The sequence below is a fragment of the Longispora urticae genome, from assembly GCF_053902585.1.
In genome coordinates, this window is sequence record NZ_JAQZSH010000035.1 from 322,577 (window position 1) to 349,575 (window position 26,999).

Consider the following 26,999-nt stretch of genomic DNA (forward strand, 5'->3'; position numbering starts at 1 on the left):
TTGCCGCTTCATATCACCCCTCGGAGGAGCGGATGTCTCGCTCCACCCCTGCGGACAGCGCCGACTTCCACGCGCTCTACGCGGCGCACTACAGCGAACTCGTCGCGATGCTCTACGCCCTGTGCGGCGACCTGGGCGACGCACAGGACATGGCACAGGAGTCGTTCGCACGCGCCTGGCAGCGCTGGTCGGCCGTCGTCACCTACGACGACCCGGTCGCCTGGCTGCGCCGGGTCGGCTATAACCTCGCGACCAGCCGTTGGCGGCGGCGCGGCGTGGCCCGGCGCTTCCTCGAACGCAGCCGGGTGGAGAACGCCCCCGAGTTGAGCCCGAACAGGGTCGCCCTCGTCGCGGCCCTGCGGACCCTGCCGACCGGGCAGCGGAAAGCCCTCGTGCTGCACTACCTCGCCGACCTGCCCGTCGACGACATCGCCCGCGAGTTGTCCGTGCCGTCCGGCACGGTCAAGTCCTGGCTGCACCGGGGCAGGGCCGCAATGGCCAGCCTGCTCAAAGAGGAAGAGGTCGCGCCGTGACGGAGCTCGAGCCCGACCCGCTGGCCTCGGCCTTCGCGGGCCTGCGCACGGCGGTCCGCGAGGAGGTCGTCGGCCCCGGTTCCACCGAGCTGCGCGCCCGGGCCGCCCGGCGGACCCGCCGGCACCGGCTCACGGTCACGAGCGTGGCCGCGGTCGTCCTCGTCGGGGCGGGGTTGACCGTCACGCACTGGCCGGAGCGCCACGAGCCGGCCCAGAACCTCGGCCGACCCGCCGCCGACTTCTCCAAGGTGAACTGGTCCACCGAGCGCGTCCCGGTGCCGGCCGTGCCAGGCTGCCCGGGCGGCACCACGATCGGCGGCAGCAACCCGGTCGGCTACGGCGAGGTCGCCGGCATGGGCGCCCCGGTGGCCATCGTGCCCGTGAGCTGCCCCGAGAACACCCCGCTCGTGTTCGTCCGCAACACCCCGGGCGGCACCCTGTCGGCCGTCGCCGTGGTCGACCCGGGCAGCCAGATCCGGGTGGACGCGGTGCAGGTCACCGGGGACACGGTCACGGTCGGCATGAACCCGCCGGCGAGTACCGCGCTCGCACCCACCCAGCAGCGGGTCTACGTGTTCCGGGACGGCCAGTTCAGCCAGGTCACGAAGTACCGGGGGACGGTCGACGCGAACAACACCACCCTCACGCTGCCCGACGGCGGGAACCCGGAGTGCCCCGGCGGGAAGCTCACCTTCGAGGGCGGCATCGCGCGCACCCCCGGCGCGGAGTACCGGATCGGCAGCAACCTGGGCATCGCCGAGTTCGCCGACCTGGACAAGGACGGCGTGAGCGAGATGCTGACCCCGGTGACCTGCGTGCCGCGTACGAAGCCGCTGGCCCGGGGGCTGGAGACCGCGCTGTTCGTGCTCCGGATGACCGAGGTGGGCACGGCGTTCACGGTCGTCGCGACGCCGTACGCGTGGGAGCGGACGCCGGCCACCGCGTTGGAGGCGTGGGAGCTGCACAATCCGCAGCTCACGCTGTACACGACGAAGCAGAGTCAGACGCTGAACTGGGACGGGAAACGGTTCAGCTGAGCGGGCCGGGCGCGCGGTCCGGCCGGGCGCCCCGGCACGCGGTCGGCTGAATCGTTCGGCGCCGGTCAGCTGACCGCCACCGTCACCTCGTGCCAGCCGGTCGCGCCGTCCGGCACCACGCCGACCCGTTCGGACGTCTGGAGCGCCCCGGTGCCGTCGGTGGCCCGGACCCGGAGCCGGTGGCTGCCCGGGGTGGCGTCCCAGACGTGTACCCACTGCCGCCACGTGTCGACCGTGGGCTCGGCGGCCAGCCGGGCCTCCTGCCACGGCCCGTCGTCGACCTGCACCTCGACCTTCGAGATGCCCCGGTGCTGGGCCCAGGCGACGCCCGCGACGGACACCGGCCCCGCCTTGGCCCGGCCGCCGGGGGTGTCGATCCGGGACGCGGTCTTCACCGGGCCGAGGGCGGACCAGCCGCGGCGGACCCAGTACGCGTCGAACTCGGCGAACGTGGTCACCTCCAGTTCGGCGAGCCACTTGCACGCGGAGACGTAGCCGTACAGGCCGGGGACGATCATGCGGACCGGGAAGCCGTGCTCGACGGGCAGCGGCTCGCCGTTCATCCCGTAGGCGAGCATCGCGTCCCGCCCGTCGAGCAGGGTGGCGACCGGGGTGCCGCAGGTCCAGCCGTCGGTGGAGCGGCTGACCACCTGGTCCGCGCCCGGCCGCACCCCGGCCTCGCGGAGCAGGGCGCCGAGCGACACGCCGAGCCAGCGAGCTGTGCCGATGTACGGCCCGCCGACCTCGTTGGAGACGCAGTTGAGGGTGATGTCCCGTTCCAGGGTCGGCATGGCCCGCAACTGGTCGAAGGTGATCGTCACCGGCCGGTCGACCATCCCGTGGATCTTGAGCTTCCAGGCCCCGGCGTCCACCTGCGGCACGGACAGAGCGGTGTCGATCCGGTAGAAGTCCCGGTTCTCGGTGTGGAAGCTACTCAAACCGGGCAGTCTCAGGTCCGCACCCTCGGGGGTCGGCATGGTCGAGACGGGCAGCTTCACGGCCTCGCGGGACCGGGTGCCGACGGAACGGGCCACCGCCCACAACCGGGCGCCACCCCCCAGCGCGAGGGCCCCGACGGCGAACCCGCCGAGCACCAGGAACGACCGGCGCTGGTCCCGGGCCAGGGCGCGCCGACCGGGCTCCCGCCCCGGGGTCGGGGCACGTTTTCCCTGCTCCTGGACGTATTCGGCGAATTCCTGGGCGCTGTCGGCCAGCGCGCGGGCCCGTTTCCCGAGGAACAGGATCAGCCAGATTCCGGCCAGGGTGCCGGCGACCGTGGGCAGCACGTCGGCCGGGCCGGCGGTCGGCCGCCCCAGGGCCGCGGCCACTCCGACCGCCCCGAACAGGGCCACGCCGACCGGTCCGGCCCAGGGTCGGAGCTGGGCGAGGATGCCGACGAGCACCGCGTACGCGGCCAGTGACAGATAGATGACAGTCAACAGAAAGAGCTTGTCATTGGTACCGAAAAGCTGGATCGCGAGTTCTTTCGCCCACTGCGGGGTGAGGTCGACGACGGCGGCGCCCACCGCGAGCACCGGCGAGGAGGTCGGGTTCAGCCAGGCCGCCACGAGCTCGGCGACGGCCAGCGCCCCGCCGGCCGAGACCAGACCGGTCAGCGCGGGGGTCAGCTTTCTCATTCACTCATTCTTCCGCCGGACGGCCCCGATGGGCGGTGGCGTCACTATTCGGTAAGAAGCGAAGAAGTCTTTCGCCCGGTTACGGACTAGCATCGCAGTGCCAGGGAGCTTCCGAAGGAGGCAACAGCGTGACGAAGCAGCTCCGTCAGCTCGACCGGGTCGTGATCCGGTTCGCGGGTGACTCAGGGGACGGCATGCAGCTGACCGGGGACCGGTTCACGTCGGAAACCGCGCAGTTCGGCAACGACCTGTCGACCCTGCCGAACTTCCCCGCTGAGATCCGGGCCCCCGCCGGCACCCTGCCCGGCGTGTCCAGCTTCCAGGTGCACTTCGCCGACTACGACATCCTGACCCCCGGGGACGCGCCGCACGTGCTGGTCGCGATGAACCCGGCGGCGCTGAAGGCCAACGTGGGCGACCTGATCGCGGGCGCGGAGATCATCGTCAACACCGACGAGTTCACCACCCGGGCACTCACCAAGGTCGGTTACGCCGCCAATCCGCTCGAGGACGGGTCGCTGGAGAAGTTCTCCGTGCACCCGGTGCCGCTGACCTCCCTGACCGTCAAGGCCCTGGCCGAGCAGCCGGTCGGGAAGAAGGACGCCGAGCGGGCCAAGAACATGTTCGCCCTCGGGCTGCTGTCCTGGCTGTACCACCGGCCGACGGAGAGCACCCTGGCGTTCCTGGCGCGCAAGTTCGCCGCCCGGCCCGAGCTGGCCGCCGCGAACATCACCGCGTTCCAGGCGGGCTGGTCGTTCGGGGAGACGACCGAGGACTTCGCCGTGCAGTACGAGGTGAAGCCGGCCGCGATGCCCAAGGGCGACTACCGCAACATCACGGGCAACGTGGCGCTCGCGTACGGGCTGGTCGCGGCGGGGGTGCGCTCCGGGCTGCCGGTGTTCCTCGGCGCGTACCCGATCACCCCGGCCTCCGACATCCTGCACGAGTTGAGCAAGCACAAGAAGTTCGGCGTGACCACGGTGCAGGCCGAGGACGAGATCGCCGCGATCGGCCTGGCCCTGGGCGCCTCCTACGGCGGGGCGATCGGCGTGACCACCACCTCCGGGCCCGGGGTCGCGCTCAAGGGCGAGACGATCAGCCTGGCCATCGCCCTGGAACTCCCGCTGGTCGTCGTGGACGTGCAGCGCGCCGGACCGTCCACGGGAATGCCGACCAAGACCGAGCAGGCCGACCTGAACATGGCCCTGTTCGGCCGGCACGGCGAGGCCCCCGTCGCGGTCATCGCGCCCCGGTCGCCGTCCGACTGTTTCGACGCGGCCCTGGAGGCGGCCCGGATCGCCCTGACGTACCGGACGCCGGTGCTGCTGCTGTCCGACGGGTACCTGGCCAACGGCTCCGAGCCGTGGCTGCTCCCGAACGTGGACGACCTGCCCGACCTGCACGTCTCCTTCGCCACCGAGCCGAACGCGCCGGACGGCAGATTCCTGCCCTACCTGCGGGATCCCGAGACCCTGGCCCGGCCGTGGGCGGTGCCCGGCACCCCCGGGCTGGAGCACCGGATCGGCGGGATCGAGAAGGCCGACGAGACCGGCGACATCTCCTACGACCCGGACAACCACGAGTTCATGGTCCGGACCCGGGCGGCCAAGATCGACGGGATCGTCGTACCCGATGTCGAGGTCGAGGATCCGAGCGGCGCGGCCCGCGTGCTGGTCCTGGGCTGGGGCTCCACCTACGGCCCGATCGGGGCCGCCTGCCGGGCCCTGCGCGCCCGGGACCGGAACATCGCCCAGGCCCACCTGCGCCACCTGTCCCCGCTGCCGGCCAACCTCGGCGAGGTCCTGGCCGGCTACGACCGGGTCGTCATCCCCGAGATGAACCTCGGCCAGCTCGCGCACGTGCTCCGCGCGAAGTACCTCATCGACGCCGTCGGGTACAACAGGGTCCGGGGCCTGCCGTTCACCTCTCACGAACTCGAAACCGAGTTGGAGCGTGTTCTCGATGACCAGCACTGAGTTGAAGCTGACCGCCCGGGACTTCAAGTCCGACCAGGAGGTCCGCTGGTGCCCCGGCTGCGGGGACTACGCGATCCTGGCCGCCATGCAGGGCTTCCTGCCCGAACTCGGCATCAAGCGCGAGAACACCGTGTTCGTCTCCGGCATCGGCTGCTCCTCCCGCTTCCCGTACTACCTGTCCACCTACGGCCTGCACTCCATCCACGGCCGCGCCCCCGCCATCGCCACCGGCCTGTCGGTGTCCCGCCCGGACCTGTCCGTCTGGGTCGTCACCGGCGACGGCGACGCCCTGTCCATCGGCGGCAACCACCTCATCCACGCCCTCCGGCGCAACGTCAACCTGAAGATCCTGCTGTTCAACAACCGGATCTACGGCCTGACCAAGGGGCAGTACTCCCCCACCTCCGAGCTCGGCAAGGTCACCAAGTCCACTCCGATGGGGTCCACCGACTGGCCGTTCAACCCGATCTCCCTGGCGCTGGGGGCCGAGGCGTCGTTCGTCGCCCGCACCATCGACTCCGACCGCAAGCACCTCACCTCGGTGCTCCGGGCCGCCGCCGCGCACGAGGGCTCCGCGTTCGTCGAGATCTACCAGAACTGCAACATCTTCAACGACGGCGCGTTCGACCTGCTCAAGGACTCCGACACCCGCGACGCGGCCCTGATCCGCCTGGAACACGGCCAGCCGTTGGTGTTCGGCGACAAGTGCGTGATCAAGGATCCGCGCGGCTTCGGGCTGCGGGTCACCGCCACCGCCGAGGTCGCCGCCGACGAGATCATCGTGCACGACGAGACCGTCGCCGAACCGGCCTACGCGTTCGCGCTGTCCCGGCTCCCCGAGGCCGACCTGAGCCACACCCCGATCGGCGTGTTCCGCAACGTCCACCGGCCGGTGTACGACGAGCTGGTCCGGTCGCAGGTCGCGGCCGCCCGGGCCAACGGCGAAGGGGACCTCGCGGCGCTGCTGCGCACCGGGGACACCTGGACGCTGGCGTAGCCGGCCGGCGTCGGTAGCCGCCCCGCGCGGCGGCGACACCGGCTCCCCCGTTCCACATCGGATGCGAGCACCGTCCTCTCCGGAGTGCCGGTGCGCCGGCGACTTGTAGCTATGGGCATACGTCTATAACATCGTCCGGATGCCGCCGACTACGGCAAATCAACTCCTTTCCCTCACCGGCCTCCGCTGGATCGCCGCGCTGCTGGTGTTCGGGCTGCACGTCCACACGGTCGAGTACTTCGCCCGCGACAGCCCCGCCGGCCACCTCGTGCACGGCCTGTTCGGCGCGGGCGCGACCGGGGTGTCGTTCTTCTTCGTCCTCTCCGGCTTCGTGCTGGCCTGGTCGGCCCGCGAACGCGACCGCCCGCTCGCCTTCTGGCACCGCCGGTTCGCCCGGGTCTACCCGCTGCACGCCGCGACCGCCGTCCTGGCGCTGCTGCTCGGCTGGCTGCTGCTCCCCGGTTCGCTGCCGTCCCGGGGCGCCCTGGCCGCCAACGCGCTCCTGGTGCACCCGTGGAACACCGCCATCGGGTACAGCCAGAGCGTCAACCCGGTCAGCTGGTCGCTGGCCTGCGAGGCCCTGTTCTACGCCCTGTTCCCCGCGCTGTTCTGGCTGGTCCGCCGGTTCGGAACCCGGGGGGCGTGGTGCGCCGCCGGGGCCGGCCTGGCCGCGACCGTGCTCCTTCCGCTCCTCGTCGACGACCACCTCTCGCGGTACTTTCCGCTGGTCCGGCTGCCGGAGTTCGTCCTCGGGGTCGCGCTCGCCTGCCTGGTGCGGGCCGGGCGCTGGCCGGGGCCCGGGATGGCCGTGTCGCTCGGCGTGCTCGCCGCCGGGTACGCGCTGGCGGCGTGGGTGCCCGACCCGTTCCGGTACGCGGCGTGCACCGTGCCCGGGTTCGCCCTCGTGATCGCGGCCGCGGCGGGCGCCGACCTGACCGGTGCGCGGTCGGTGTGGCGGCACCCGGTCATGGTCCGGCTCGGGGAGCTGTCGTTCGCCTTCTACATGATCCACATTCTGGTGATGCGTACCGGGGAAGCGCTCTTCGTCTCGCACCCCAAGCTGGGCGCCGCCGGGGGCCTCGCCGCGACCCTGGCGTCCTTCACGGTGGCCCTGACCCTGTCCTGGGCCCTGTACACGGGCGTCGAGAGCCCCTGCCGCAAACTCCTGCTCCGGACCAGCCCACGCCGGCCCGGCCCCGGTCCCCTCCCGGCCGAGTCCCCCGCCACGGCGCTGCCCCGCCCCCGGTCACGTCCGCTGGGCCCGGTCATCCTGTCGCCGTCGCCCCAGCCCCGGCCGCCCATCCCGGCCCTGACGCCGCCCCAGGCCCAGACCCCGCCCCGCGTCCTGGGCACGCCCCGCGTCCCCGCCCCGGTCCGGCGCACCCGCACGGGCTCGGATCACGCGCCCTGACCAGCCTCACGGCGGCAACCGCGATCCCGGCGCCCAGCGCCCGGTTACCGGCTCAGAACGTATCTCCTGACAAGATCGGCCTGCTCTGAGAGTATGTGCCCATGGGTTTCATCATCCGCACCATCGTCACCGCTGTCGCGGTGTGGGTCGCCTCGCTCCTGGTGTCCGGGATCGAGATCGGCGCATCCGGCTGGAAAAAGGTCGGCACGCTCCTTCTGGTCGCGCTGATCTTCGGACTGATCAACGCCGTCATCAAGCCGATCATCCAGACGATCGGCTGCGCCTTCTACGCGCTCACCCTGGGCCTCGTCGCCCTGGTCGTGAACGCGCTGCTGTTCTGGCTCACCAGCTGGATCGCGGACAAGATCGACCTGCCGTTCCACATCACCGGCTTCTGGGCCGCGTTCTGGGGCGGCATCATCGTCGCCATCGTGAGCTGGGTACTCAGCCTGATCACGCCCGGTGCGGACAACGACTAGACGGCGCGCGCCGGCCGGCGTGACCGGCTGACGCAATCCGCCGGGGCGGCTCTGGACCACGGTCCGGGCCGCCCTTCCGCATGTCCGGCCCCATGTTCGGCCCGACACCGACTCCGCCCCGCCCCAGCACAGCACGATCCTCGGGAGTCCTCGGGTCATCGGGTGACCGAGACCATAGGCCGCCATCGGTGCCCGGTACTACCGTTTGTGCGTGAGCGAACTCCGGCGTGGCTACCTGTTCGGGCTACTGGCCTACGTCTGCTGGGGCTTCTTCCCGCTCTACTGGCACCTCCTCGCCTCGGCCGGCGCCGTCGAGATCCTCGCCCACCGGGTGCTGTGGTCCGTCGCCTTCGTCGCCCTGCTGCTCGCCGTCAAGCGGCACTGGAGCTGGCTGCGCGCGCTGCCGCTCCGGACGGTCCTCGGGATCACCGCCGCCTCGGTCGTCCTCGCCGTGAACTGGGGTTTCTACATCTACGGCGTCAACGCGCACCGGGTCGTGGAGACCTCGCTCGGCTACTTCATCAACCCGCTGTTCAACGTGCTCCTCGGGGTCCTGGTGCTCCGCGAGCGGCTCCGGCCGTGGCAGTGGGGCGCGCTCGCGGTCGGGGCGGCGGCCGTCGGCGTGCTGACGTACGACTACGGGCACCCGCCGTACATCGCGCTGACCCTGGCCACGTCCTTCGCGCTGTACGGGTTCATCAAGAAGCGCCTGGGGGTCCCGGCGGCCGAGGGCATGTTCGTCGAGTCCGCCGTGCTCGCGCTGCCCGCCCTGGGCTACCTGGCGTGGCTGACCGCCGACGGGGGCGCCACGTTCACCGGGCACGGGCTCGGGCACACCCTGCTGCTGATCGGCGGCGGGGCGGCCACCGCGATCCCGCTGCTGTTCTTCGCGGGCGCGGCGAACCGGCTGCCGCTGTCGACGATCGGGATCCTGCAGTACATCGCGCCGGTTCTCCAGCTGGCGTGCGGGGTGCTGATCCTGGGCGAGTCGCTGCCGCCGCTCCGGCTGGCCGGGTTCAGCCTCGTCTGGCTCGCGCTGGTGATCTTCACCGTGGACGGCCTGCGCTCGGCCCGCCGCACCCGCCAGGCCACCCAGGCCGCGGCCCTGGCCTCCACCGCGGCCTGACCACGCGGGACCCGGCGCCGAGCGCCCCCGGGAATGGCGAAGGCCGCCGCGCCAGCCCGGAAGCTGACGGTCGGCGGCCAGCCGTACCCAGAGAATGATCTAGCGGGTTTCCTCCGAGTTGGTCAGGGCGTTCGCCAACCCCTGAGCCGCCGCGCGGATCCGCTGGTTGACCGTCGCCGCCGTGGTCACGAACTCCTCCATCGGCAACGTGCAGGTCAGGACCACGATCTGGTCCGGGTCCGGCCCGTAGGAGACCATGGTCGCGGCACAGGCGACGTTCGGCCGGTACTGCCCGACCTCGACGAAGAGCCCGCGCTGCCCGTGCAGGGTCAGCTCGTACTCCAGGCGGTCGTGCTCCGTGATCGTCTTCGCCGTGTACTTCCGCATCCCGGACTCGCGCAGGTACCGGCTGCGGGCCGGCGCGCTGAGCGTGCCCAGCAGGGCCTTGCCGAGCGCGGTGGCGTGCGCGCCGTCGTCGAACCCGACGATCAGGTCCTCCAGGTGCGGCGAACGCGCGCCCTCGGCCACGCCCGTGATCGCCACCCGGCCGTTGATGAACCGGCCGAGGAAGTGGCTGTGCCCGGTGCGGCCGGCGGCACGGCGCAGACCGTCCGCGACGTTGACCGGCGCGCTGAAGGCGGCGGACATCTCCCGGTACCGGTCGGAGAAGTTGAGGCCGGCGACAAACGTGCCGTTGTCCCGACGGTGCAGGTAGCCCTCGTAGGAGAGGGTACGGACCAGGTGGTAAACAGTCGCCAGGTTGAGCTCACATCTGCGGGCGATCTGCTTGGGCGTCAACCCCTTCGGGGTGTCACCCACCGCCTCAACGATCCGGAATGCCCGGGACACGCTGCGGATGAGATCTGGCGGCGGCTCACTGCCCAAGGCGCGAGTTGGCTCCCGGCCCAGCTCGTGATCACCGAGTTCTCTCACAACAACCTCCACGACGGCCTCAGGGTGAGGTGCGCCACCCTTCACGATAGGGAACAAAACCCCATCAGGGAACACCCCGACGGGCACCCATCACCACTATCTATTAACGCGCGGACACGTACTGCGATGCGGGCCACTGCTTTTTCCGACACACCTCCCTAGTGTCGGAACCATGACAGTGCTGACGGCGGCCGCCCCGACCCGGGCGCAGACCCGCCGCGCGACCCTCGGCGGGGTCAGCACGACCATCGCCTCCGTGATCCCCGTGTTCCTCATCGGAGGCCTCGCCGTCCAGCTGTCGGCCGAGCTGCACTTCGACCCGGCGGGCCTCGGCCTGGTCGTCGCCACGTACTTCGGCGGCAGCGCGCTGGCCGGCATCCCCGCCGGGGCGATCGTGGAACGCTTCGGGGCCGCTGCCAGCAGTCGGGGCGCCATCCTGGTGGCCGCCACGTCGATGCTGGCGGTGGCGGCGCTGGCCCACTCGTACCTCCAACTGGTGTTGTTCCTGCTCTTCGGCAGTGTCGCCAACTCCGTCGGCCAGCTCGCCGCGAACACCACGCTCGCGCAACGGATCCCGGCCGGGCGGCAGGGCCTGGTGTTCGGCATCAAGCAGGCCGCGGTTCCTATCTCGACCCTGCTGGCGGGTACGACCGTGCCGCTGCTCGCGCTCACCGTCGGCTGGCGGTGGGCCTGGGTGTTCGCCGCCGCCGTCGCGCTCGCCGCCCTGCCGCTCGTGCAGCCCGACCTGGCCCGGCCGGTCCGGCGCACCGGGCGGCGCGAACGCGGGGCCACCACCGCCCTCGTCGTCATCGGGGCCAGCGCGACCTTCGCCTCGGCGGCGGCCAACGCGCTGGGCACGTTCCTGGTGTCCTCCAGCGTCGCCCGGGGCATCGACCCGGCCGTCGCGGCGTTGACCCTGACCGCCGGCAGCGCCGTGTGCGTGGCCGCCCGGATCCTGGTCGGCTGGCTCGCGGACCGCCGGCCCGACGGCGGACACGTGTCGGTGCTGGCCGGGATGCTGGGCGTCGGGGCGCTCGGGATGGCCCTGTTGAGCGTCGCCGGGGTGCCGACCATGATCGCCGGGGTGCTGCTCGCGTTCGGGCTGGGCTGGGCCTGGCCGGGGCTGATGAACTACGCCGTGGTCCAGCTGCACCCCACGGCTCCGGCCTCGGCCACGGCGATCACGCAGACCGGGGTGTATCTGGGGGCGTTCGTGGGGCCGTTGACGCTGGGGACGGTCACGGCGCACACGTCGTACACGGTGACGTGGTTGTGTGCGGCCGGGTCGATGGGGTTGGCGGCGGTGGGGATGCTGTCGGGGGCGCGGATGCTGCGGGCCAACAGGGACAGGATCCAGGCCTCGACGGGTACGGGGTGAGCACGGCCGGCCCGGGTGCCGGCACGCCCGGCAGGGGCGCCTCGTGTGGGCTCGGGTGCCCCGTGTGGGCCGCCGCCGGTCGGCACCGGGGAAACGGAAACCGCCCGCCACAGTGCGTGGCGGGCGGTCAACGTGGTCTGGCTAGCCCATCCGGGCCGTGACGAAGTCGCACATCGACGCCAGGGCCTGCCGCGCCGGCACGTCCGGCAGCTCGCCGAGCAGCCGGCGGGCCTCCGACACGTACTCCTCCAGCGTCGCCCGGGCCCGGCCCATCGCCGGCGAGTGTCGCAGCAGCCCCAGCGCCTCGGCGTGCTCGGCGTCGTCGGTCAGCGGCCCCTGGGCCAGCAGCTGGCGGAGCCGGTTGTCGGGGCCCTCCAGCGCGTACAGCACCGGGAGGGTGGCGATGCCCTCGCGCAGGTCCGTGCCGGGCACCTTGCCCGAGTAGACCGACTCCGAGGCGATGTCCAACAGGTCGTCGGACAGCTGGAACGCGATCCCGAACACCTCGCCGAACTGGGTGACCGTGTTCGTCACCTTCTCGTCCGCGCCGCCGAACATCGCGCCGAACCGGCAGCAGGTGGCGATCAGCGAACCGGTCTTGTCCCGGTGCACATCCAGGTGGTGCTCGATCGGGTCGACGCCCTCGCGGGGGCCGACCGTCTCCCGGATCTGGCCCTGGACCAGCCGGGCGAACGTCTCGGCCTGGATCCGGACCGCCTCGGTGCCCAGTTCCGCGGCGATCGAGGCGGCCTTCGCGAACAGGTAGTCGCCGGTCAGGATGGCGACCGTGTTCGTCCACCGGGAGTTGGCGCTGGGCGCCCCCCGGCGGACGGCGGCCTCGTCCATCACGTCGTCGTGGTACAGCGTGGCGAGGTGGGTCAGCTCGAGCACCAGGGCGCTCGGCACCACCAGGGGCGCGGCCGGGTCGCCGAAGTGCGCCGAGAGCAGCGTCAACATCGGTCGGACCCGCTTGCCGCCCGCCTCCACGAGGTGCCGGGCGGCCTCGGTGACGAACGGGTCGGCGCTGGCCACCGCCGAGCGGAGCTCCGTCTCCACGGTGTCGAGGCCGGCCAGAACGGCAGCCTCGAGCTCCGAGTCAGCGAACTCCAGCCCGATCGCACTGGTCAGGCTCTGCGTTGTCACCACGCCCCCCACGATGCCATACGACGTATCTATCTCAGGAAAGTACCCGCGTTGATGGCGAGCTGGAGAGCCGCCTGCGGGACGATACCCAGTACGAGGGTCAGGATCACACCGAACGCCACGGCGATCGAGGTGAACATTCCCGGAATGGACACGGTCGGGGTGTCCTCCCCGGCTTCGGACAGCCACATGAGGACCACGACCCGCAGGTACGGGAACGCGATGATCATGCTGCTGACCACGCCGACGAGTACCAGCCAGGTCATGTTCCCGCCCACGGCCGCCGCGAACACCCCGAACTTGGCGGTGAACCCGCTCGTCAGGGGGATACCCGCGAAGGCCAGCATCAGGAACGTGAACACCGCGGCGACCAGCGGCGAGCGCCGGCCCAGCCCGGCCCACCGGGACAGGTGGGTGGCCTCGCCGTCGGCGTCGCGGACCAGCGTGATGATCCCGAACGCGGCGAGCACGGTGAAGCCGTACGCGACCAGGTAGAACATCGTGTACCGCAGGCCGTCCGCGTTCATCGCCAGCGCGCCGGTCAGCAGGTAACCGGCGTTGGCGATCGAGGAGTAGGCCAGCAGGCGCTTGATGTCCGTCTGGGTGACCGCGAGCACCGCGCCGATGACCATGGTGAGCGCCGCGATGACGCCGAGGACCGGCCGGAAGTCCCAGCTCGACCGCTCGAACGCCACGTACAGCACCCGGACCAGGCCACCGAACGCCGCGACCTTGGTGCACGCCGCCATGAAGGCGGTGACCGGGGTCGGGGCGCCCTGGTAGACGTCCGGGGTCCACACGTGGAACGGCACGGCCGCGATCTTGAACAGCAGCCCGATGGCGAGCATCGCGATGCCGATCAGCAGCAGCGTCCGGCTCCGGTCGGAGGTGGCCACCGCCTGGTGGATGCTCGCGAAGTCGATCCGGCCGGCGTAGCCGTAGATCATGGCGACGCCGTACAGGAAGAACGCCGAGGCGAACGCGCCCAGCAGGAAGTACTTGAGCGACGCCTCCTGGCTGAGCAGCCGGCGACGGCGGGCCAGCGCGCAGAGCAGGTACAGCGGCAGCGAGAACACCTCGAGCGCCACGAACATGGTCAGCAGGTCGTTGGCGGCACAGAACAGCATCATGCCGGCCAGGGCGAACAGCACCATGGCGTACACCTCGGTGGCGCCGCCGGCCTTCGCCTGCCGGCGGTCGGCCTGCGAGCCGGCCGTGACAGCGGCCTGGGCCACGAACGCGCCCCCGGCCTCCAGCCTGCGCTCCGAGATCAGCAGCACCGCGATGATCCCGAGCACGACCAGCGCGCCCTGCAGGAACAGCGCCGGGCCGTCGATCGCCACGGCCTTGCCCGCGGTGAGCGTGCCCTGCGAGATGACCCCGGTGGTGTCGTCGGCGTACTTCGTCGCCAGCTTGACCAGGAACACCCCGGCCACGAGCAGGGAGACCAACGTCAGCGGAACCTGGACCCGGTAGCGCCAGTCGCGCGGGACCGCTGCCTCGACCAGGATGCTCGCGCACGCGGCCGCGAACAGGACCAGCATCGGCGCCAGCGCCAGGTAGTCGAGGTTCGGCAACTGGAACGTCACTTCTTTGCCTCCGTCGAGATCGGAGCCGGGTCGCTCTTCCCGAGATCCTGGATGAGCGTGGCCCTGACCGCCGGGTTGATCACTTCGAGGACCGGCTTCGGGTAAAAGCCGAGCAGCAGGATCAACGCGATCAGCGGGGTGACGACGACGAGCTCACGGACCTTGATGTCCCTGTTCATCGCCGGCACCTCCTTCAGGGCCGGGTTGAGAGTGCCCTGCATGGTCCGCTGGTACATCCACAGGACGTAGCCGGCGGCCAGCACGATGCCGAGGGTGGCGATCACGGCCACGGTCTTGTTGACCGAGAACACGCCGATCAGCACCAGGAACTCGGACACGAACGGGCTGGTACCCGGCAGGGCCAGCGAGGCCAGGCCGGCGATGAAGAACACCCCGGCGAGGATCGGCATCAGCTTGCCCGCGCCGCCGAAGTCCTTGATCGACGCGCTGCCGCGCCGGGCGACCAGGAAGCCGACGACCAGGAACAGCAGGCCGGTCGCGAGGCCGTGGTTGAGCATGTAGAGCACCGCGCCCGTACCCGACTGGGTGGTGAACGCGAAGATCCCGATGCCGATGAAGCCGAAGTGCGCCACGGAGGTGTACGCGACGAGGCGCTTCAGGTTGTCCTGGCCGACCGCGAGCAGCGCCGCGTAGATGATGCCGACGAGCGACAGCGCGATGGCCAGGGGCGCGAAGTACTTCGAGGCGTTCGGGAAGAGCGACAGGCAGTACCGCAGGATGCCGAACGTACCCACCTTGTCCATGACCGCGACGAGCAGCGCGGCGGCCGGGGCCGGAGCCGCGCCACCGGCGTCGGGCAGCCAGGTGTGGAACGGGAAGAACGGCGCCTTGATCGCGAACGCGATGAAGAACCCGAGGAACATCCAGCGCTCGGCCATCGTGGAGAACTCGGCCTGCTGGAGGGTGTGCCAGTTGAACGTGTTCCCGCCGTACACCCACAGGCCGATGACCGCGGCGAGCATGAACAGGCCGCCGACCAGGGAGTAGAGGAAGAACTTCACGGCGGCGTACTGCCGACGCTGGGTCTCCCCGTACGAGCCGATCAGGAAGTACATCGGGACCAGCATGGCCTCGAAGAACACGTAGAACAGCAGGACGTCACTCGACGCGAACGCGCCGGTCATCAGGCCCTGCAGGGCGAGGAGGAGGGCGAAGTACGCCGGGACGCTCCGCTTGCCGTCCAGCTTCTCCACGGTCTTCCAGCTGGCCACGACGACCAGCGGGACGAGCACGCCGATCAGCGCGATCATGACCAGGGCGATGCCGTCCACCTCGAACGAGAAGCGGACGTCCCACTGCGGGATCCACGGGTAGGACTCCCGGAACTGGAAGCGGTCCCCCTTGGCCTTGTAGGCGAACCACAGGGCCGCCGTCAGACCGAGTACCACCAGGGTCCAGGCGAGCGCGAGCTTCTTGGCCAGCGCCCCCTGACTCCGGGGCAGGAACGCCAGCACCGCGGAGCCCACCAGGGGCAGCCCGACGAGCAGACTCAGATACGGAAAGTTGCTCATCCGAGCGTCACCGCCATCAGCGCGGCTACCACGAGCAGCGCACCTCCCAGCATGGACAGGGCGTACGTGCGCACGAAACCGGTCTGCGTCCGGCGGAGTCGGCCGGAGCCGCCCCCGACCATGGCCGCGAGTCCGTTGACGAGGCCGTCGACGCCCTTGTTGTCGAAGTACACCAGCGCCCGGGTCAGGTACTTACCGGGAAGCTCGAACACCAACTCGTTGAACGTGTCGGCGTACAGGTTGTTGCGGGCCGCGGTGACGAGCGGGCCGGCCGGCTGCTCCTCGAACGCGGTGCCCTTGCGGAACAGCGCCCAGCCGAGGCCGGCGCCGAGCAGCACGATGCCGATGGTCAGCGCGGTGACGGTCCAGTGCCCGAGGTGGCCGTGGGCCTCCTCGTGCTCGCCGAGCACCGGGGTCAGCCAGTCGACGACCGAGGTCGACATGAGCCAACCGGCGGCGACGGAGCCGACCGCCAGCAGGATCAGCGGGATCGTCATCACGGCCGGCGACTCGTGCGGGTGCTGGTCCTCGGTCCACCGCTTCGGGCCGTGGAACGTGAGCACGAACAGCCGGGTCATGTAGAACGCCGTCAGCCCGGCGCCCAGCAGGGCGGCGCCGCCGAACAGCCAACCGGTCCAGCCGGGCCGGTTGAAGGCGGCCAGGATGATCGGGTCCTTGGTGAAGAAGCCGGAGAACGGGAAGAGCCCGATGATCGCCAGGTAGCCGAGGCCGAAGGTGATCCAGGTGATCTTCATGTACTTCCACAGCCCGCCGAACCGGCGGATGTCCACCTGGTCGCCCATGCCGTGCATGACCGAACCGGCCCCGAGGAACATGCCGGCCTTGAAGAAGCCGTGCGCGAGGAGGTGGATGATCGCCAGCGCGTACGCCGCCCCGCCCAGTCCGACGCCCAGGAACATGTAGCCGATCTGGGAGACGGTCGAGTAGGCGAGTACCCGCTTGATGTCGTCCTTCGCGCAGCCGATGATGCACCCGATCAGCAGGGTCAACGCCCCGACGCTCACCACGATCGTCTGCAGCGTCGCGTTGGCGCTGAAGACGGCGTTGGAGCGGGCGATCAGGTAGACGCCGGCCGTGACCATCGTCGCCGCGTGGATGAGGGCCGACACGGGGGTCGGGCCCTCCATCGCGTCCGGCAACCACGCCTGGAGCGGGAACTGGCCGGACTTGCCGCACGCCCCGATCAGGAGCAGCAGGCCCATCATCAGGACCACGGTCTGCGACAGCCCCGTGACCCCGTTGAAGACGCCCTCGTAGTCGACGGTGCCGAGCTGGGCGAACATCAGGAACAGCGCGATCGCGAACCCGGCGTCACCCACCCGGTTCATCAGGAAGGCCTTCTTGCCGGCCGTCGCCGCGCTGGGCTTGTCGAAGAAGAACGAGATCAGCAGGTACGAGGCGAGACCGACGCCCTCCCAGCCGAAGTACAGCATCACGTAGTTGTTGCCGAGAACCAGCAGCAACATCGCGGCCACGAACAGGTTGAAGAAGGCGAAGAACCGCCGACGGCCCGGGTCGTGGGCCATGTACCCGGTCGCGTACAGGTGGATCAGCGAGCCGACCCCGGTGATCAGCAGTACGAAGACCGCCGACAACGGGTCGAACAGCAGCCCGAAGTCGATCTTCAGCTCGCCGACCGGGATGAACTCGAAGAGAGTCACCTGGGCCGAGCGGGCGTTCTCATCCAGGCCCTTGAGCTGGAAGAAGAAGATCAACCCGAGGACGAAGGAAGCCGCGACGCTCGCGACGCCCAGCCAGTGACCCCACTTGTCGGCACGCTTGCCGAGCAGGAAGAGCACAGCCGAGCTGGCGAGCGGGATCGCGACGAGCAGCCAGATGTTGGTCAACATCCCGGTCGCGTCGGCGAAGTGCACAGGGTTTTCCACCGGTACCTCTTAGTACTTCAGCAGGTTGGCGTCGTCGACCGAGGCCGAGCGGCGGGTCCGGAAGATAGACATGATGATCGCCAGGCCGATGACGACCTCGGCGGCGGCCACGACCATCACGAAGAAGGCGATGATCTGCCCGTCGAGGTTGCCGTTCATCCGGCTGAACGTGACCAGGGCCAGGTTCGCGGCGTTCAGCATGAGCTCGATGCACATGAACACCACAATGGCGTTCCGGCGGACCAGTACGCCCACCGCGCCGATCGTGAAGAGCAGGGCGGAGAGCCCGATGTACGCGCTCGGGTCGATGTTCCCCATTACTTCTCCGTCCCCTTCGGCTTGGCCTCGGCCTCGGTGAGCTCCCGGGTCGGCACCAGCGCGGTCAGGCTCCGGCCGGCCACCGAGCCGTCGGGCAGCAGCCCGGGGGCGGCCACGGAGTTGGTCGACGCGAACACACCCGGGCCCGGCTTGGGGGCCGGGTAGTTGCCCGGCGCGAACCGGGCCTGCATCAGGTCGCGCTGGGTGACCTTCTCCGCCTTGGTCTTCTCGACGTGGGCCAGCAGCATCGCGCCGACGGCCGCGGTGATCAGCAGGGCGCTGGAGACCTCGAACGCGAACACGTAGGAGGTGAACAGGTCCTTGGCGATCCCCTGCGTGTTGCCTTCCGCGTTGGCCTGCGCCAGGCCGGCCACCGGGGCCTTGCCCAGCGCCCGGACCACGCCGGTCACGACCAGGCCGGCGAAGCCGATGCCCAGCAGCAGCGCGGCGGTGCGCTGGCCGCGCAGCGTCTCGATCAGCGAGTCGGAGGCGTCCCGGCCGATCAGCATCAGCACGAACAGGAACAGCATCATGATCGCGCCGGTGTAGACGATGATCTGCACCATGCCGATGAACGGACCGGCCTGGATGATGTAGAAGACACCCAGGGTGAGCATCGTGCAGACCAGGAACAGCGCCGAGTGCACGGCGTTCTTGGCGAGCACCATGCCCACGCCGCCCGCGACCGCGACCAGGGCGAGCAGGCTCCAGACGATCCAGGCCCAGCCCGGCACGGCGGTGGCGTCAGCCGCCAGGAGAGCGGTGTTCACGCGACACCTCCGGGCTTCACGCGCTCCGCGCCGGCGCTGGTGCCCGGGTTGGTCAGCGCGCCGACGTAGTAGTCCTTCTCCGACTCGCCGAGCCGCATCGGGTGCGGCGGCTGCTCCATGCCCGGCAGCAGCGGCGCGAGCAGCTGCTCCTTCGTGAAGATCAGGTCCTTGCGGGAGTCGCTGGCCAGCTCGTACTCGTTGCTCATCGTCAGCGAACGCGTCGGGCAGGCCTCGATGCACAGCCCGCAGAAGATGCAGCGGGCGTAGTTGATCTGGTACACGCCGGCGTAGCGCTCACCGGGCGAGTAGCGCTCGCCGTCGGAGTTGTCCGCGCCCTCGACGTAGATCGCGTCGGCCGGGCACGCCCACGCGCACAGCTCGCAGCCGACACACTTCTCCAGCCCGTCGGGGTGACGGTTGAGGATGTGCCGGCCGTGGTAGCGCGGCGCGGTCGGCTTGCGGTACTCCGGGTACTCCTCGGTCACGACCTTCTTGAACATGTGCGCGAAGGTGACGCCGAAGCCCTTGACAGACTCGAACACCGTTACTCTCCCTGCTCGCCGCTGGCGGCGGCATGTTCGACGGCCACGCGCTTGAGCCGGGGGCTCGGCGGGACCACGAGATCCATCGGCGGCATCGGGAAGCTGCCCTTGGGCCGCCTCTCGTCCGCGGCCCGGGCCGGCAGCGTCGGCTGCTTCTTCGGCCAGAACAGGATGATGACCGCGAAGAGCACGGCGAACCCGGTCCAGATCGCGATCTGCACCGCCCGGTCCGCCTTCGGGGCCACCCGGACGCCCGCGACCAGCAGGATCCAGACCAGGTTGACCGGGACCAGGACCTTCCAGCCGAAGCGCATGAACTGGTCGTACCGCAGCCGGGGCAGCGTGCCCCGCAGCCAGACGAACACGAACAGCAGGATCAGGACCTTGGCCGTGAACCACAGCAGCGGCCACCAGCCGGCGTTCGCGCCGGCCCACCAGGTGCTGATCGGCGCCGGTGCCCGCCAGCCGCCGAGGAACAGCGTCGTGCACAGGCCCGACACGGTCACCATGTTGATGTACTCGGCGAGGAAGAACAGGGCGAACTTCAGCGAGGAGTACTCGGTGTGGAAGCCACCGACCAGCTCCGACTCCGCCTCGGGCAGGTCGAACGGGGCCCGGTTGGTCTCACCGACCGCCGAGATGAAGTAGATCAGGAAGCTCGGCAGCAGCAGGATCGCGTACCAGCCGGGCAGCGTGACGTCCGTGCCGAAGATCTGCTGCTGGCGGCCGTCGGCCTGCGCGGCCACGATCTCGCTCGTCGACATCGAGCCGGCGGTCATGAAGACGGCCACGATGGACAGCCCCATCGCGACCTCGTAGGAGATCATCTGCGCGGCGGACCGCAGACCGCCGAGCAGCGGGTACGTCGAGCCGGAGGCCCAACCGCCCAGCACGATCCCGTAGATGCCCAGGCCCGAGCACGCGAGGACGAGCAGCACCGCGACCGGCAGGTCCGTGAGCTGCAACGGCGTCTTCTCGCCGAACATGCTCACGTTCGGGCCGAGCGGCATGATCGCGAAGGCGGTGAAGGCGCACACCGTCGAGATGACCGGGGCGATGAAGAACACCGCCTTGTCGGCCAGCTTCGGCATGATGTCTTCCTTGAACGCCAGCTTCAGGCCGTCCGCGAGAGACTGGAGCAGACCGATCGGGCCGACCCGGTTCGGGCCGGGCCGGTGCTGCATCCGACCGACGACCTTGCGCTCGTACCAGATCGTGAAGAGCGTCATCACGACCAGGAACGCGAAGATGCCGACGACCTTGATGAGGATGATCCACCACACGTCGTGGCCGAAGTCCTCCAGTTTCGGGCTGTCCGCGAGGATCACTGCGCCCCTCCAGCACTGATGTTGACCACGTCACCGGCGACCGTGCCCAGCGTGCGGTGCACGGTGGAGCCGGGTGAGTTCGTCGGCACCCAGACCACGTGGTCCGGCATGTGCGTGACCTGCAGCGGCAGCGTGATCGCACCGGTCCCGGTCCCCACGGTCACCGACTCGGTCGCGCCGATGGCGTCCGCGGTGGCCTGCGAGAGCCGGGCGACGGGCGTGCGCGCCGTACCACCCAGGTGGTCGTCGCCGTCGAGCATCGCGCCCAGGTCGACCAGCATCCGCCAGCTCGCCAGCACCGCCTGGCCCCGACCGGGGGACAGCGGCTCCTCCGGGCGGACCCGGGGGGCGGACGGCCGGGTCGTGACGGCCGGCAGCTGACCGAGCTCCTTGCGCAGCGCGGCCACCTCCCCGCCCAGGGTCACGCCCAGCTCGGCGGCGATCGCGGACAGCACCCGCGCGTCGGGCATGGTGCCCGGGCTGAGGACCTGGTCGAAGGTGCGGACCCGGCCCTCCCAGTTCAGGAAGGAGCCGGCCTTCTCCACGGTCGCCGCGACCGGGAAGATCACGTCGGCCCGCCGGGCCACCGCGCTCATCCGCAGTTCGAGGGAGACCAGGAAGCCGACGCTGTCCAGCGCGGCCTCGGCACCCCGGACGTCGGCCAGGTCGTGCGGGTCGACACCCGCGACGACCAGCGCCTCGACGTCACCGGACGCGGCGGCGGCGAGGATGCCCGCCGTGTCGCGGCCCGGGGTGGACGGCAGGGACTCGACGCCCCAGCGCTCGGCCAGCTGGGCGCGGGCGGACAGGTCGTCCACCACGCGGCCGCCGGGGAGCAGGTTCGGCAGGCAGCCGGCGTCGATCGCGCCCCGGTCGCCGGCCCGGCGCGGCACCCACGCGAGCTTCGCGCCGGTGGCCTCCGCCAGGGCGACGGCCGCGCTGAGCGCGCCCGGCACCGTGGCCAGCCGCTCGCCGACCAGCAGGATCGCGCCCGGCTCGCGGAGGGCGAGGCGCGCGGCCTCGACCGCCGGGGAGGCACCGGAGATGGGCTCGCCGCCGATCAGGGCGTCGAGGACCTCGGACTCGGTGCCCGGGGCGGCGGGGATCAGCGTGCCGCTGGTCTTCGTGACCGACCCGGTCGCGAACGGCTGGACCGAGAACACCCGCACGCCGTGCTTCACCGACGACTTGCGCAGTCGGAGGAACAGGATCGGGCACTCCTCCTCGGGCTCCAGGCCCGCGAGGATGACCGCCGGGGCGGCCTCGATGTCCAGGTAGCTCGCGGAACCCTCGGCGGCGACGGCGGCGGCCAGGAAGTCGGCCTCCTCCGCGGAGTGCGGCCGGGCCCGGAAGTCGATGTCGTTGGTGCCCAGGGCGACCCGGGCGAACTTCGCGTACGCGTAGGCGTCCTCGACGGTCAGCCGGCCGCCGGTGAGCACGCCGGCCTTCTTGCCGCGCAGGCCCTCGGCCGCGAACCGCAGCGCCTCGGACCACGACGCCTTACGGAACTCGCCGGTCTCCTTGTCGCGGATCAGCGGGTCGGTGAGCCGGTCGAACGCGTTGACGTACTGGAAGCCCCAGCGGCCCTTGTCGCAGCTCCACTCCTCGTTGACCTGCGTGTCGTCCCCCGCGAGGCGGCGCATGACCTTGCCCCGCCGGGAGTCGGTGCGCAGGTCGCAGCCGGCGGCGCAGTGCTCGCAGGCGCTCGGCGTGGAAACCAGGTCGAACGGGCGGGCCCGGAACCGGTACTGGGCACCGGTCAGCGCGCCCACCGGGCAGATCTGCACGGTGTTGCCGGAGAAGTAGGAGTTGAACGGCTCCCCCTCGGCGACGCCGATCTGCTCGGACGCGCCGCGCTCCATCAGGTCGATGAACGGGTCGCCGGCGATCTCCTCGGAGAACCGGGTGCAGCGCTGGCAGAGGATGCAGCGCTCGCGGTCCAGGAGCACCTGGGACGAGATCGGCAGCGGCTTGCGGAACTCCCGCTTGACCTCGGAGAACCGGGCCTCGGTCCGGCCGGCCGTCATGGCCTGGTTCTGCAGGGGGCACTCGCCGCCCTTGTCGCAGACCGGGCAGTCCAGCGGGTGGTTCAGGAGCAGGAACTCCATGATCCCGGCCTGGGCCTTCTCGGCCACCTGCGAGGTGTGCTGGGTCTTGACGACCATACCGTCGGCGCAGGTCTGGGTGCAGGAGGCGACCGGCTTGCGCTGGCCCTCCACGTCGACCAGACACTGCCGACAGGCACCGGCCGGCTCGAGCAGCGGGTGGTCGCAGAACCGGGGGATGTCGATGCCCAGCTGCTCGGCGGCCCGGATGACCAGCGTGCCCTTGGGGACGCTGACCTCGATGCCGTCGATCGTGAGGGTTACCTTGTCGGTCATATCAGTGCGCCCCTACGAGTTCGGGCTTCAACATCGGGGCCTTGCGACCCTCGATGTAGTCGAGGTAGTCCTGCTCGAACCACTTGATGGACGAGGTGACCGAGCTGGTCGCGCCGTCGCCCAGGCCGCAGAACGACCGGCCGAGCAGGTTGTCACACGCGTCGAGCAGGGTGTCGAGGTCCTTCTTGACGCCCTGACCGGCCAGAATGCGGTGCAGGATCTGGATCATCCAGTAGTTGCCCTCGCGGCACGGCGTGCACTTGCCGCACGACTCGTGGGCGTAGAACTTGATCCACCGGTACGTCGCGTACACGGGGCAGTCCTGCTGGCTGAACAGCTGGGTGGCCGTGGTGCCGAGCATCGAGCCCTGCGCGCCCACGCCCTCGAAGTCCAGCGGCATGTCCAGGTGGTCGGCGGTGAGCAGCGGGGTCGAGGAACCGCCCGGGGTCCAGAACCGCAGCTGGTGGCCGTCCTGCATGCCGCCGGCCAGCTCGATGAGCTCGCGGAGGGTGATGCCCATGCCGCACTCGTACTGGCCCGGGTTCTTCACCCGGCCGGAGAGCGAGTAGATCATCGGGCCGGAGGACTTCTCCGTACCCATCGACTTCCACCAGTCCGCGCCGCCCAGGACGATGTAGGGCACGCTGGCGATGGTGCCGACGTTGTTGATGACCGTGGGCTTCGAGTAGAGGCCGTGGGTCGCCGGGAACGGCGGGCGCAGCCGGGGCTGGCCGCGGAAGCCCTCGAGGGAGTCGAGCAGCGCCGTCTCCTCGCCGCAGATGTACGCGCCCGCGCCGGAGTGGATCACCAGGTCCAGGTTGTAGCCCGAGCCGAGGATGTTCCGCCCCAGGTAGCCCCGGGTGTACGCCTCCTGCACGGCCGCCCGCAGCCGACGCGCCGCCTGCACGGCCTCGCCCCGGATGTAGATGGCGGCGAAGTTGGCCCGGATCGCGTACGAGGAGATGATGACGCCCTCGATCAGCGAGTGCGGGTCGTGCGACATGAGCGGCAGGTCCTTGCAGGTGCCCGGCTCGCCCTCGTCGGCGTTGACCACGAGGTAGTGCGGCTTGCCGTCACCCTGCGGGATGAAGCCCCACTTCATGCCGGTGGGGAAGCCCGCGCCGCCCCGGCCGCGCAGACCGGAGTCCTTGACGAGCTGGATCAGGTCGTCGGGCTCGGCCTTGAGCGCCTTGCGCAGGGCCGCGTAGCCGTCGAGGCGCTCGTAGGTGGCGAGCTTCCAGGCGTCCGGCGACAGCCAGCGCTTGGTCAGCACGGGGGTGAGCTTGTGGATGGGCCCGCTCATGCCTTTGCCTCCTTACGCGCGATCGGGGTGTTCGGGTCGAACCCGGGCACCGCGACGCCGTTGTCCGCCGCGAGCCTCGCGCCGGCCAGGGTGGGGTCGCCCGCCACGCCCTCGGCGACCGCGCCGGGCCGCTCGTCGGGGAAGCCGGCCAGCTGCAGCTGGATCTCGCGGAACGAGCAGAGCCGCGGCGCCCGGGAGGGTACCGGGACCTCGCCGCTCTGGAGCTGCTTGACGATCTCCAGGGCGTCAGCGGCCTGGGTACCGTCGAAGAAGTCGTAGTTGACCGTCATGACCGGCGCGTAGTCGCACGCGGCCAGGCACTCGGCGTGCTCCAGGGTGATCTTGCCGTCGGAGGTGGTCTCCTCGTGCCCGACACCCAGGTACTCGCTCAGCGCCTCGTAGGCCTTCTGGCCGCCCATCCGGTCGCACATGGTGTTCGTGCACACGCTGACCAGCCAGTCGCCCGTGGGCTTGCGCTTGTACATCGTGTAGAACGTCGCCACGGCGTTGACCTGCGCCTTGGTGATCCCGAGCTGGTCGGCGCAGAAGCCGATCCCCTCGGGCGTGATGTAGCCGTCCTCGGCCTGCACCAGGTGCAGCAGCGGCAGGAGAGCCGACCGGGAGTGCCCCTCCGGGTACCGGGCGATGATCTCCTTCGCCCGGACGAAGGTCTCTTCGGAGAAAGCCATTAGCGGTCACACCCACCCATCACGGGGTCCAGTGAGGCCCCGCCTGCGATTACGTCTGCCAGCAGTCCGCCCTCGGCCATGGCCGGGATCGCCTGCAGGTTGATGAAGCTCGGCTCCCGGAAGTGCACCCGGTACGGCCGGGTGCCACCACTGGACACCGCGTGCACCCCGAGCGTGCCGCGCGGGGCCTCGATCTCGGTGAACACCTGCCCGGCGGGGACCCGGAAGCCCTCGGTGACGAGCTTGAAGTGGTGGATCAGGGACTCCATGGACTGGCCCATGATGTTCGCGACGTGCTCCAGGGAGTTGCCCAGGCCGTCGCCGCCCATCGCGAGCTGCGCGGGCCAGGCGATCTTCTTGTCCGCGACCATGATCGGGCCGGGCTCCAGGCGGTCGAGCGCCTGCTGGATGATCTTCAGCGACTCGCGCATCTCGCCGAGCCGGACCTGGTACCGGGCCCAGACGTCGCCGTCCGGGTGGGTCGGGACCTCGAAGTCGTAGTTCTCGTAGCCGGAGTACGGCATCGTCTTGCGCAGGTCCCACGCGAGGCCGGCGCTGCGGAGCACCGGGCCGGTGATGCCGAGCGCGACGCACCCGGCCGCGTCGAGGTACGCGACGCCCTGGGTGCGCGACTGCCAGATCGGGCTGCCGGAGAGCAGGTCCTCGTACATGTTGATCCGGGCCGGCATCCAGCCGAGGAACTCTTTGATCTTCGCGATCGCCTCGTCCGGCACGTCCTGGGCGACGCCGCCCGGCCGGACGTACGCCATGTTCATCCGCAGCCCGGAGCACAGCTCGAAGATGTCCAGGATGTACTCGCGCTCGCGGAACCCGTAGATCATCATGGACAGCGCGCCGAGCTCCATGCCCGTCGTCGCCAGCCAGACCAGGTGCGAGGAGATCCGGTTGAGCTCCATCATCAGGATCCGGATCACGTTCACCCGGTCCGGGATCTGCTCCTCGATGCCGAGCAGCTTCTCCACGGCCAGGCAGTAGCCCGTTTCGTTGAAGATCGGGGCCAGGTAGTCCATCCGGGTGACGAACGTGGTGCCCTGGGTCCAGGTCCGGTACTCGAGGTTCTTCTCGATGCCGGTGTGCAGGTAGCCCACGACCGTGCGCGCGTCGGTGACCGTCTCACCCTCGAGTTCGAGGACGAGCCGGAGCACGCCGTGCGTCGACGGGTGCTGCGGGCCCATGTTGACGACGATCTTCTCGTCGTGGATCGGGTCGTCGCCACCGAGGACGGCGTCCCAGTCGCCACCGGTGACGGTGAAGACCCGCCCCTCGGTGGTCTCCCGTGCGTCTGCGTAGGTGTCGGTCACTTGTACGCCCTCCGCTGGTCCGGCGGAGGAATTTCCGCGCCCTTGTACTCGACCGGCACGCCGCCGAGCGGGTAGTCCTTGCGCTGGGGGTGGCCCTCCCAGTCGTCCGGCATCAGGATCCGGGTCAGACCCGGGTGGCCCTCGAAGTCGATGCCGAACATGTCGAACGTCTCCCGCTCCTGCCAGTCGGCGGTCGGGTAGATCGACGTGACGCTCGGCAGCTTCGCGTTCTCGGCCGTGACGGCGGCTTCGAGCCGGATCCGGCGCCGGTACGTCATCGAGGTCAGGTGGTAGACCACGTGCAGCCGGCGCGGGTCGTCCGCGGCGTCGAGGTAGTCCACCCCGGACACCGAGGAGCACATCTCGTACCGCAGCGAGGCGTCGTCGCGCAGGATCCGGGCGACGTCGAGGATCCGGTCGGCCTTGACGTGCAGGGTCAGCTCGCCCCGGTCCACGACGACCATCTCGATGGCGTCGTGGAACTCGGGGAAGGCCTCTTCGAGCGCGTCGGTGACCTCGTCGAAGTACCCGCCGTAGGGCTTCTCCGTGGCGATGGTGACCGGGCGGCGGCGGACGAGGCCGCCGTAGCCGGAGACGTCGCCGGTGCCGGTGACCCCGAAGGCCCCCTTGGCGACCGTGGAAGTGCCAAGCTCGCGCTCGCTCACGCG

General features: G+C 70.4%; 22 protein-coding genes and 1 pseudogene. 8 read left to right on the top strand and 15 right to left on the bottom strand.

Going from position 1 to position 26,999, the window contains the following annotated elements:
• Positions 1 to 32: 32 nt before the first annotated feature.
• Together PT931_RS24140 and PT931_RS24145 are read left to right on the top strand one after the other, a co-directional pair.
• Positions 33 to 533, top strand: coding sequence for a SigE family RNA polymerase sigma factor (locus PT931_RS24140; protein ID WP_363729553.1), 501 nt, complete (start codon positions 33 to 35; stop codon positions 531 to 533).
• A complete protein-coding gene (locus tag PT931_RS24145; RefSeq protein ID WP_456247982.1) occupies positions 530 to 1,570 on the top strand; it encodes a hypothetical protein in 1,041 nt (346 codons plus the stop codon). The genes PT931_RS24140 and PT931_RS24145 overlap by 4 nt, the downstream gene beginning before the upstream one ends.
• 65 nt (positions 1,571 to 1,635) lie before the next feature.
• Here the strand turns inward: PT931_RS24145 and PT931_RS24150 are convergent, their stop codons facing one another.
• Positions 1,636 to 3,207: a molybdopterin-dependent oxidoreductase gene (locus tag PT931_RS24150; RefSeq protein ID WP_456247983.1), complete on the bottom strand. Its 1,572-nt coding sequence runs from the start codon at positions 3,205 to 3,207 to the stop codon at positions 1,636 to 1,638.
• Between the two features lie 128 nt (positions 3,208 to 3,335).
• On the opposite strand from PT931_RS24150, the gene PT931_RS24155 reads away from it, so the two are divergent.
• From PT931_RS24155 to rarD, 5 genes are all read left to right on the top strand, one after another.
• Complete coding sequence (locus PT931_RS24155) at positions 3,336 to 5,183, top strand: 2-oxoacid:acceptor oxidoreductase subunit alpha (protein ID WP_456247984.1); 1,848 nt, start codon at positions 3,336 to 3,338, stop codon at positions 5,181 to 5,183.
• Positions 5,170 to 6,180: a 2-oxoacid:ferredoxin oxidoreductase subunit beta gene (locus tag PT931_RS24160; RefSeq protein ID WP_456247985.1), complete on the top strand. Its 1,011-nt coding sequence runs from the start codon at positions 5,170 to 5,172 to the stop codon at positions 6,178 to 6,180. Before PT931_RS24155 ends, PT931_RS24160 begins: the two co-directional genes overlap by 14 nt.
• A 139-nt stretch (positions 6,181 to 6,319) precedes the next feature.
• The gene (locus tag PT931_RS24165) at positions 6,320 to 7,591 is read left to right on the top strand and encodes an acyltransferase family protein (protein ID WP_456247986.1); all 1,272 of its coding nucleotides are present in this window, start codon (positions 6,320 to 6,322) and stop codon (positions 7,589 to 7,591) included.
• 101 nt (positions 7,592 to 7,692) lie between these two features.
• Positions 7,693 to 8,070 (top strand): phage holin family protein, encoded by a 378-nt coding sequence (locus PT931_RS24170; protein WP_456247987.1) that lies wholly within the window; start codon positions 7,693 to 7,695, stop codon positions 8,068 to 8,070.
• A 211-nt stretch (positions 8,071 to 8,281) separates the two neighbouring features.
• Entirely contained in the window at positions 8,282 to 9,196 is a 915-nt protein-coding gene (gene rarD / locus PT931_RS24175) for an EamA family transporter RarD (RefSeq protein ID WP_363729571.1), read from the top strand.
• Positions 9,197 to 9,295: 99 nt separating this feature from the next.
• On the opposite strand, the gene PT931_RS24180 is transcribed toward rarD, so the two are convergent.
• Positions 9,296 to 10,045, bottom strand: a complete 750-nt coding sequence (locus tag PT931_RS24180) for an IclR family transcriptional regulator (protein WP_456247988.1) — start codon at positions 10,043 to 10,045, stop codon at positions 9,296 to 9,298.
• A gap of 256 nt (positions 10,046 to 10,301) precedes the next feature.
• On the opposite strand from PT931_RS24180, the gene PT931_RS24185 reads away from it, so the two are divergent.
• Positions 10,302 to 11,507 (top strand): MFS transporter, encoded by a 1,206-nt coding sequence (locus PT931_RS24185; RefSeq protein WP_456247989.1) that lies wholly within the window; start codon positions 10,302 to 10,304, stop codon positions 11,505 to 11,507.
• 141 nt (positions 11,508 to 11,648) lie between these two features.
• Here PT931_RS24185 and PT931_RS24190 read toward each other — a convergent pair whose 3' ends face one another.
• The 13 genes and pseudogenes from PT931_RS24190 to PT931_RS24250 form a co-directional block, all read right to left on the bottom strand.
• On the bottom strand, positions 11,649 to 12,653 hold the full coding sequence (locus PT931_RS24190) for a polyprenyl synthetase family protein (protein ID WP_456247990.1): 1,005 nt from the start codon (positions 12,651 to 12,653) through the stop codon (positions 11,649 to 11,651).
• Between the two features lie 26 nt (positions 12,654 to 12,679).
• Complete coding sequence (gene nuoN / locus PT931_RS24195) at positions 12,680 to 14,194, bottom strand: NADH-quinone oxidoreductase subunit NuoN (RefSeq protein ID WP_456248199.1); 1,515 nt, start codon at positions 14,192 to 14,194, stop codon at positions 12,680 to 12,682.
• A gap of 41 nt (positions 14,195 to 14,235) precedes the next feature.
• The gene (locus PT931_RS24200) at positions 14,236 to 15,771 is read right to left on the bottom strand and encodes an NADH-quinone oxidoreductase subunit M (RefSeq protein WP_456247991.1); all 1,536 of its coding nucleotides are present in this window, start codon (positions 15,769 to 15,771) and stop codon (positions 14,236 to 14,238) included.
• Positions 15,768 to 17,642, bottom strand: coding sequence for an NADH-quinone oxidoreductase subunit L (gene nuoL / locus PT931_RS24205; protein ID WP_456248200.1), 1,875 nt, complete (start codon positions 17,640 to 17,642; stop codon positions 15,768 to 15,770). The genes PT931_RS24200 and nuoL overlap by 4 nt, the downstream gene beginning before the upstream one ends.
• A 45-nt stretch (positions 17,643 to 17,687) precedes the next feature.
• Positions 17,688 to 17,996 carry an NADH-quinone oxidoreductase subunit NuoK gene (gene nuoK / locus PT931_RS24210; RefSeq protein WP_456247992.1) on the bottom strand — a complete coding sequence of 103 codons (309 nt, stop codon included), beginning with the start codon at positions 17,994 to 17,996 and terminating at the stop codon, positions 17,688 to 17,690.
• Complete coding sequence (locus PT931_RS24215) at positions 17,996 to 18,766, bottom strand: NADH-quinone oxidoreductase subunit J (protein ID WP_456247993.1); 771 nt, start codon at positions 18,764 to 18,766, stop codon at positions 17,996 to 17,998. Before PT931_RS24215 ends, nuoK begins: the two co-directional genes overlap by 1 nt.
• A complete protein-coding gene (gene nuoI / locus PT931_RS24220; protein WP_197006605.1) occupies positions 18,763 to 19,308 on the bottom strand; it encodes an NADH-quinone oxidoreductase subunit NuoI in 546 nt (181 codons plus the stop codon). The genes PT931_RS24215 and nuoI overlap by 4 nt, the downstream gene beginning before the upstream one ends.
• Positions 19,309 to 19,310: 2 nt before the next feature.
• Positions 19,311 to 20,636: an NADH-quinone oxidoreductase subunit NuoH gene (gene nuoH, locus PT931_RS24225; protein ID WP_456247994.1), complete on the bottom strand. Its 1,326-nt coding sequence runs from the start codon at positions 20,634 to 20,636 to the stop codon at positions 19,311 to 19,313.
• Complete coding sequence (locus PT931_RS24230) at positions 20,633 to 23,017, bottom strand: NADH-quinone oxidoreductase subunit G (protein ID WP_456247995.1); 2,385 nt, start codon at positions 23,015 to 23,017, stop codon at positions 20,633 to 20,635. Before PT931_RS24230 ends, nuoH begins: the two co-directional genes overlap by 4 nt.
• Before the next feature lies 1 nt (position 23,018).
• On the bottom strand, positions 23,019 to 24,320 hold the full coding sequence (gene nuoF, locus PT931_RS24235) for an NADH-quinone oxidoreductase subunit NuoF (protein ID WP_456247996.1): 1,302 nt from the start codon (positions 24,318 to 24,320) through the stop codon (positions 23,019 to 23,021).
• Positions 24,321 to 24,331: 11 nt separating this feature from the next.
• Positions 24,332 to 25,009: pseudogene (gene nuoE / locus PT931_RS24240) on the bottom strand (NADH-quinone oxidoreductase subunit NuoE); the annotation flags it as partial.
• Complete coding sequence (locus PT931_RS24245) at positions 25,009 to 26,331, bottom strand: NADH-quinone oxidoreductase subunit D (protein ID WP_456247997.1); 1,323 nt, start codon at positions 26,329 to 26,331, stop codon at positions 25,009 to 25,011. The gene PT931_RS24245 and the pseudogene nuoE, both read right to left, overlap by 1 nt.
• Positions 26,328 to 26,996, bottom strand: coding sequence for an NADH-quinone oxidoreductase subunit C (locus PT931_RS24250; RefSeq protein ID WP_456247998.1), 669 nt, complete (start codon positions 26,994 to 26,996; stop codon positions 26,328 to 26,330). Before PT931_RS24250 ends, PT931_RS24245 begins: the two co-directional genes overlap by 4 nt.
• Between the last annotated feature and the right edge of the window lie 3 nt (positions 26,997 to 26,999).

Excerpts from the sequence above, each read along its gene's own strand:
- PT931_RS24140 (WP_363729553.1), top strand. The coding sequence starts at position 33 with ATGTCTCGCTCCACCCCTGCGGACAGCGCCGACTTCCACGCGCTCTAC.
- PT931_RS24150 (WP_456247983.1), bottom strand. The coding sequence starts at position 3,207 with ATGAGAAAGCTGACCCCCGCGCTGACCGGTCTGGTCTCGGCCGGCGGG.
- PT931_RS24160 (WP_456247985.1), top strand. The coding sequence starts at position 5,170 with ATGACCAGCACTGAGTTGAAGCTGACCGCCCGGGACTTCAAGTCCGAC.
- PT931_RS24165 (WP_456247986.1), top strand. The coding sequence starts at position 6,320 with ATGCCGCCGACTACGGCAAATCAACTCCTTTCCCTCACCGGCCTCCGC.
- PT931_RS24170 (WP_456247987.1), top strand. The coding sequence starts at position 7,693 with ATGGGTTTCATCATCCGCACCATCGTCACCGCTGTCGCGGTGTGGGTC.
- PT931_RS24185 (WP_456247989.1), top strand. The coding sequence starts at position 10,302 with ATGACAGTGCTGACGGCGGCCGCCCCGACCCGGGCGCAGACCCGCCGC.
- nuoN (WP_456248199.1), bottom strand. The coding sequence starts at position 14,194 with ATGCTGGTCCTGTTCGCGGCCGCGTGCGCGAGCATCCTGGTCGAGGCA.
- PT931_RS24200 (WP_456247991.1), bottom strand. The coding sequence starts at position 15,771 with ATGAGCAACTTTCCGTATCTGAGTCTGCTCGTCGGGCTGCCCCTGGTG.
- nuoL (WP_456248200.1), bottom strand. The coding sequence starts at position 17,642 with ATGTTGACCAACATCTGGCTGCTCGTCGCGATCCCGCTCGCCAGCTCG.
- nuoK (WP_456247992.1), bottom strand. The coding sequence starts at position 17,996 with ATGGGGAACATCGACCCGAGCGCGTACATCGGGCTCTCCGCCCTGCTC.
- PT931_RS24230 (WP_456247995.1), bottom strand. The coding sequence starts at position 23,017 with ATGACCGACAAGGTAACCCTCACGATCGACGGCATCGAGGTCAGCGTC.
- nuoF (WP_456247996.1), bottom strand. The coding sequence starts at position 24,320 with ATGAGCGGGCCCATCCACAAGCTCACCCCCGTGCTGACCAAGCGCTGG.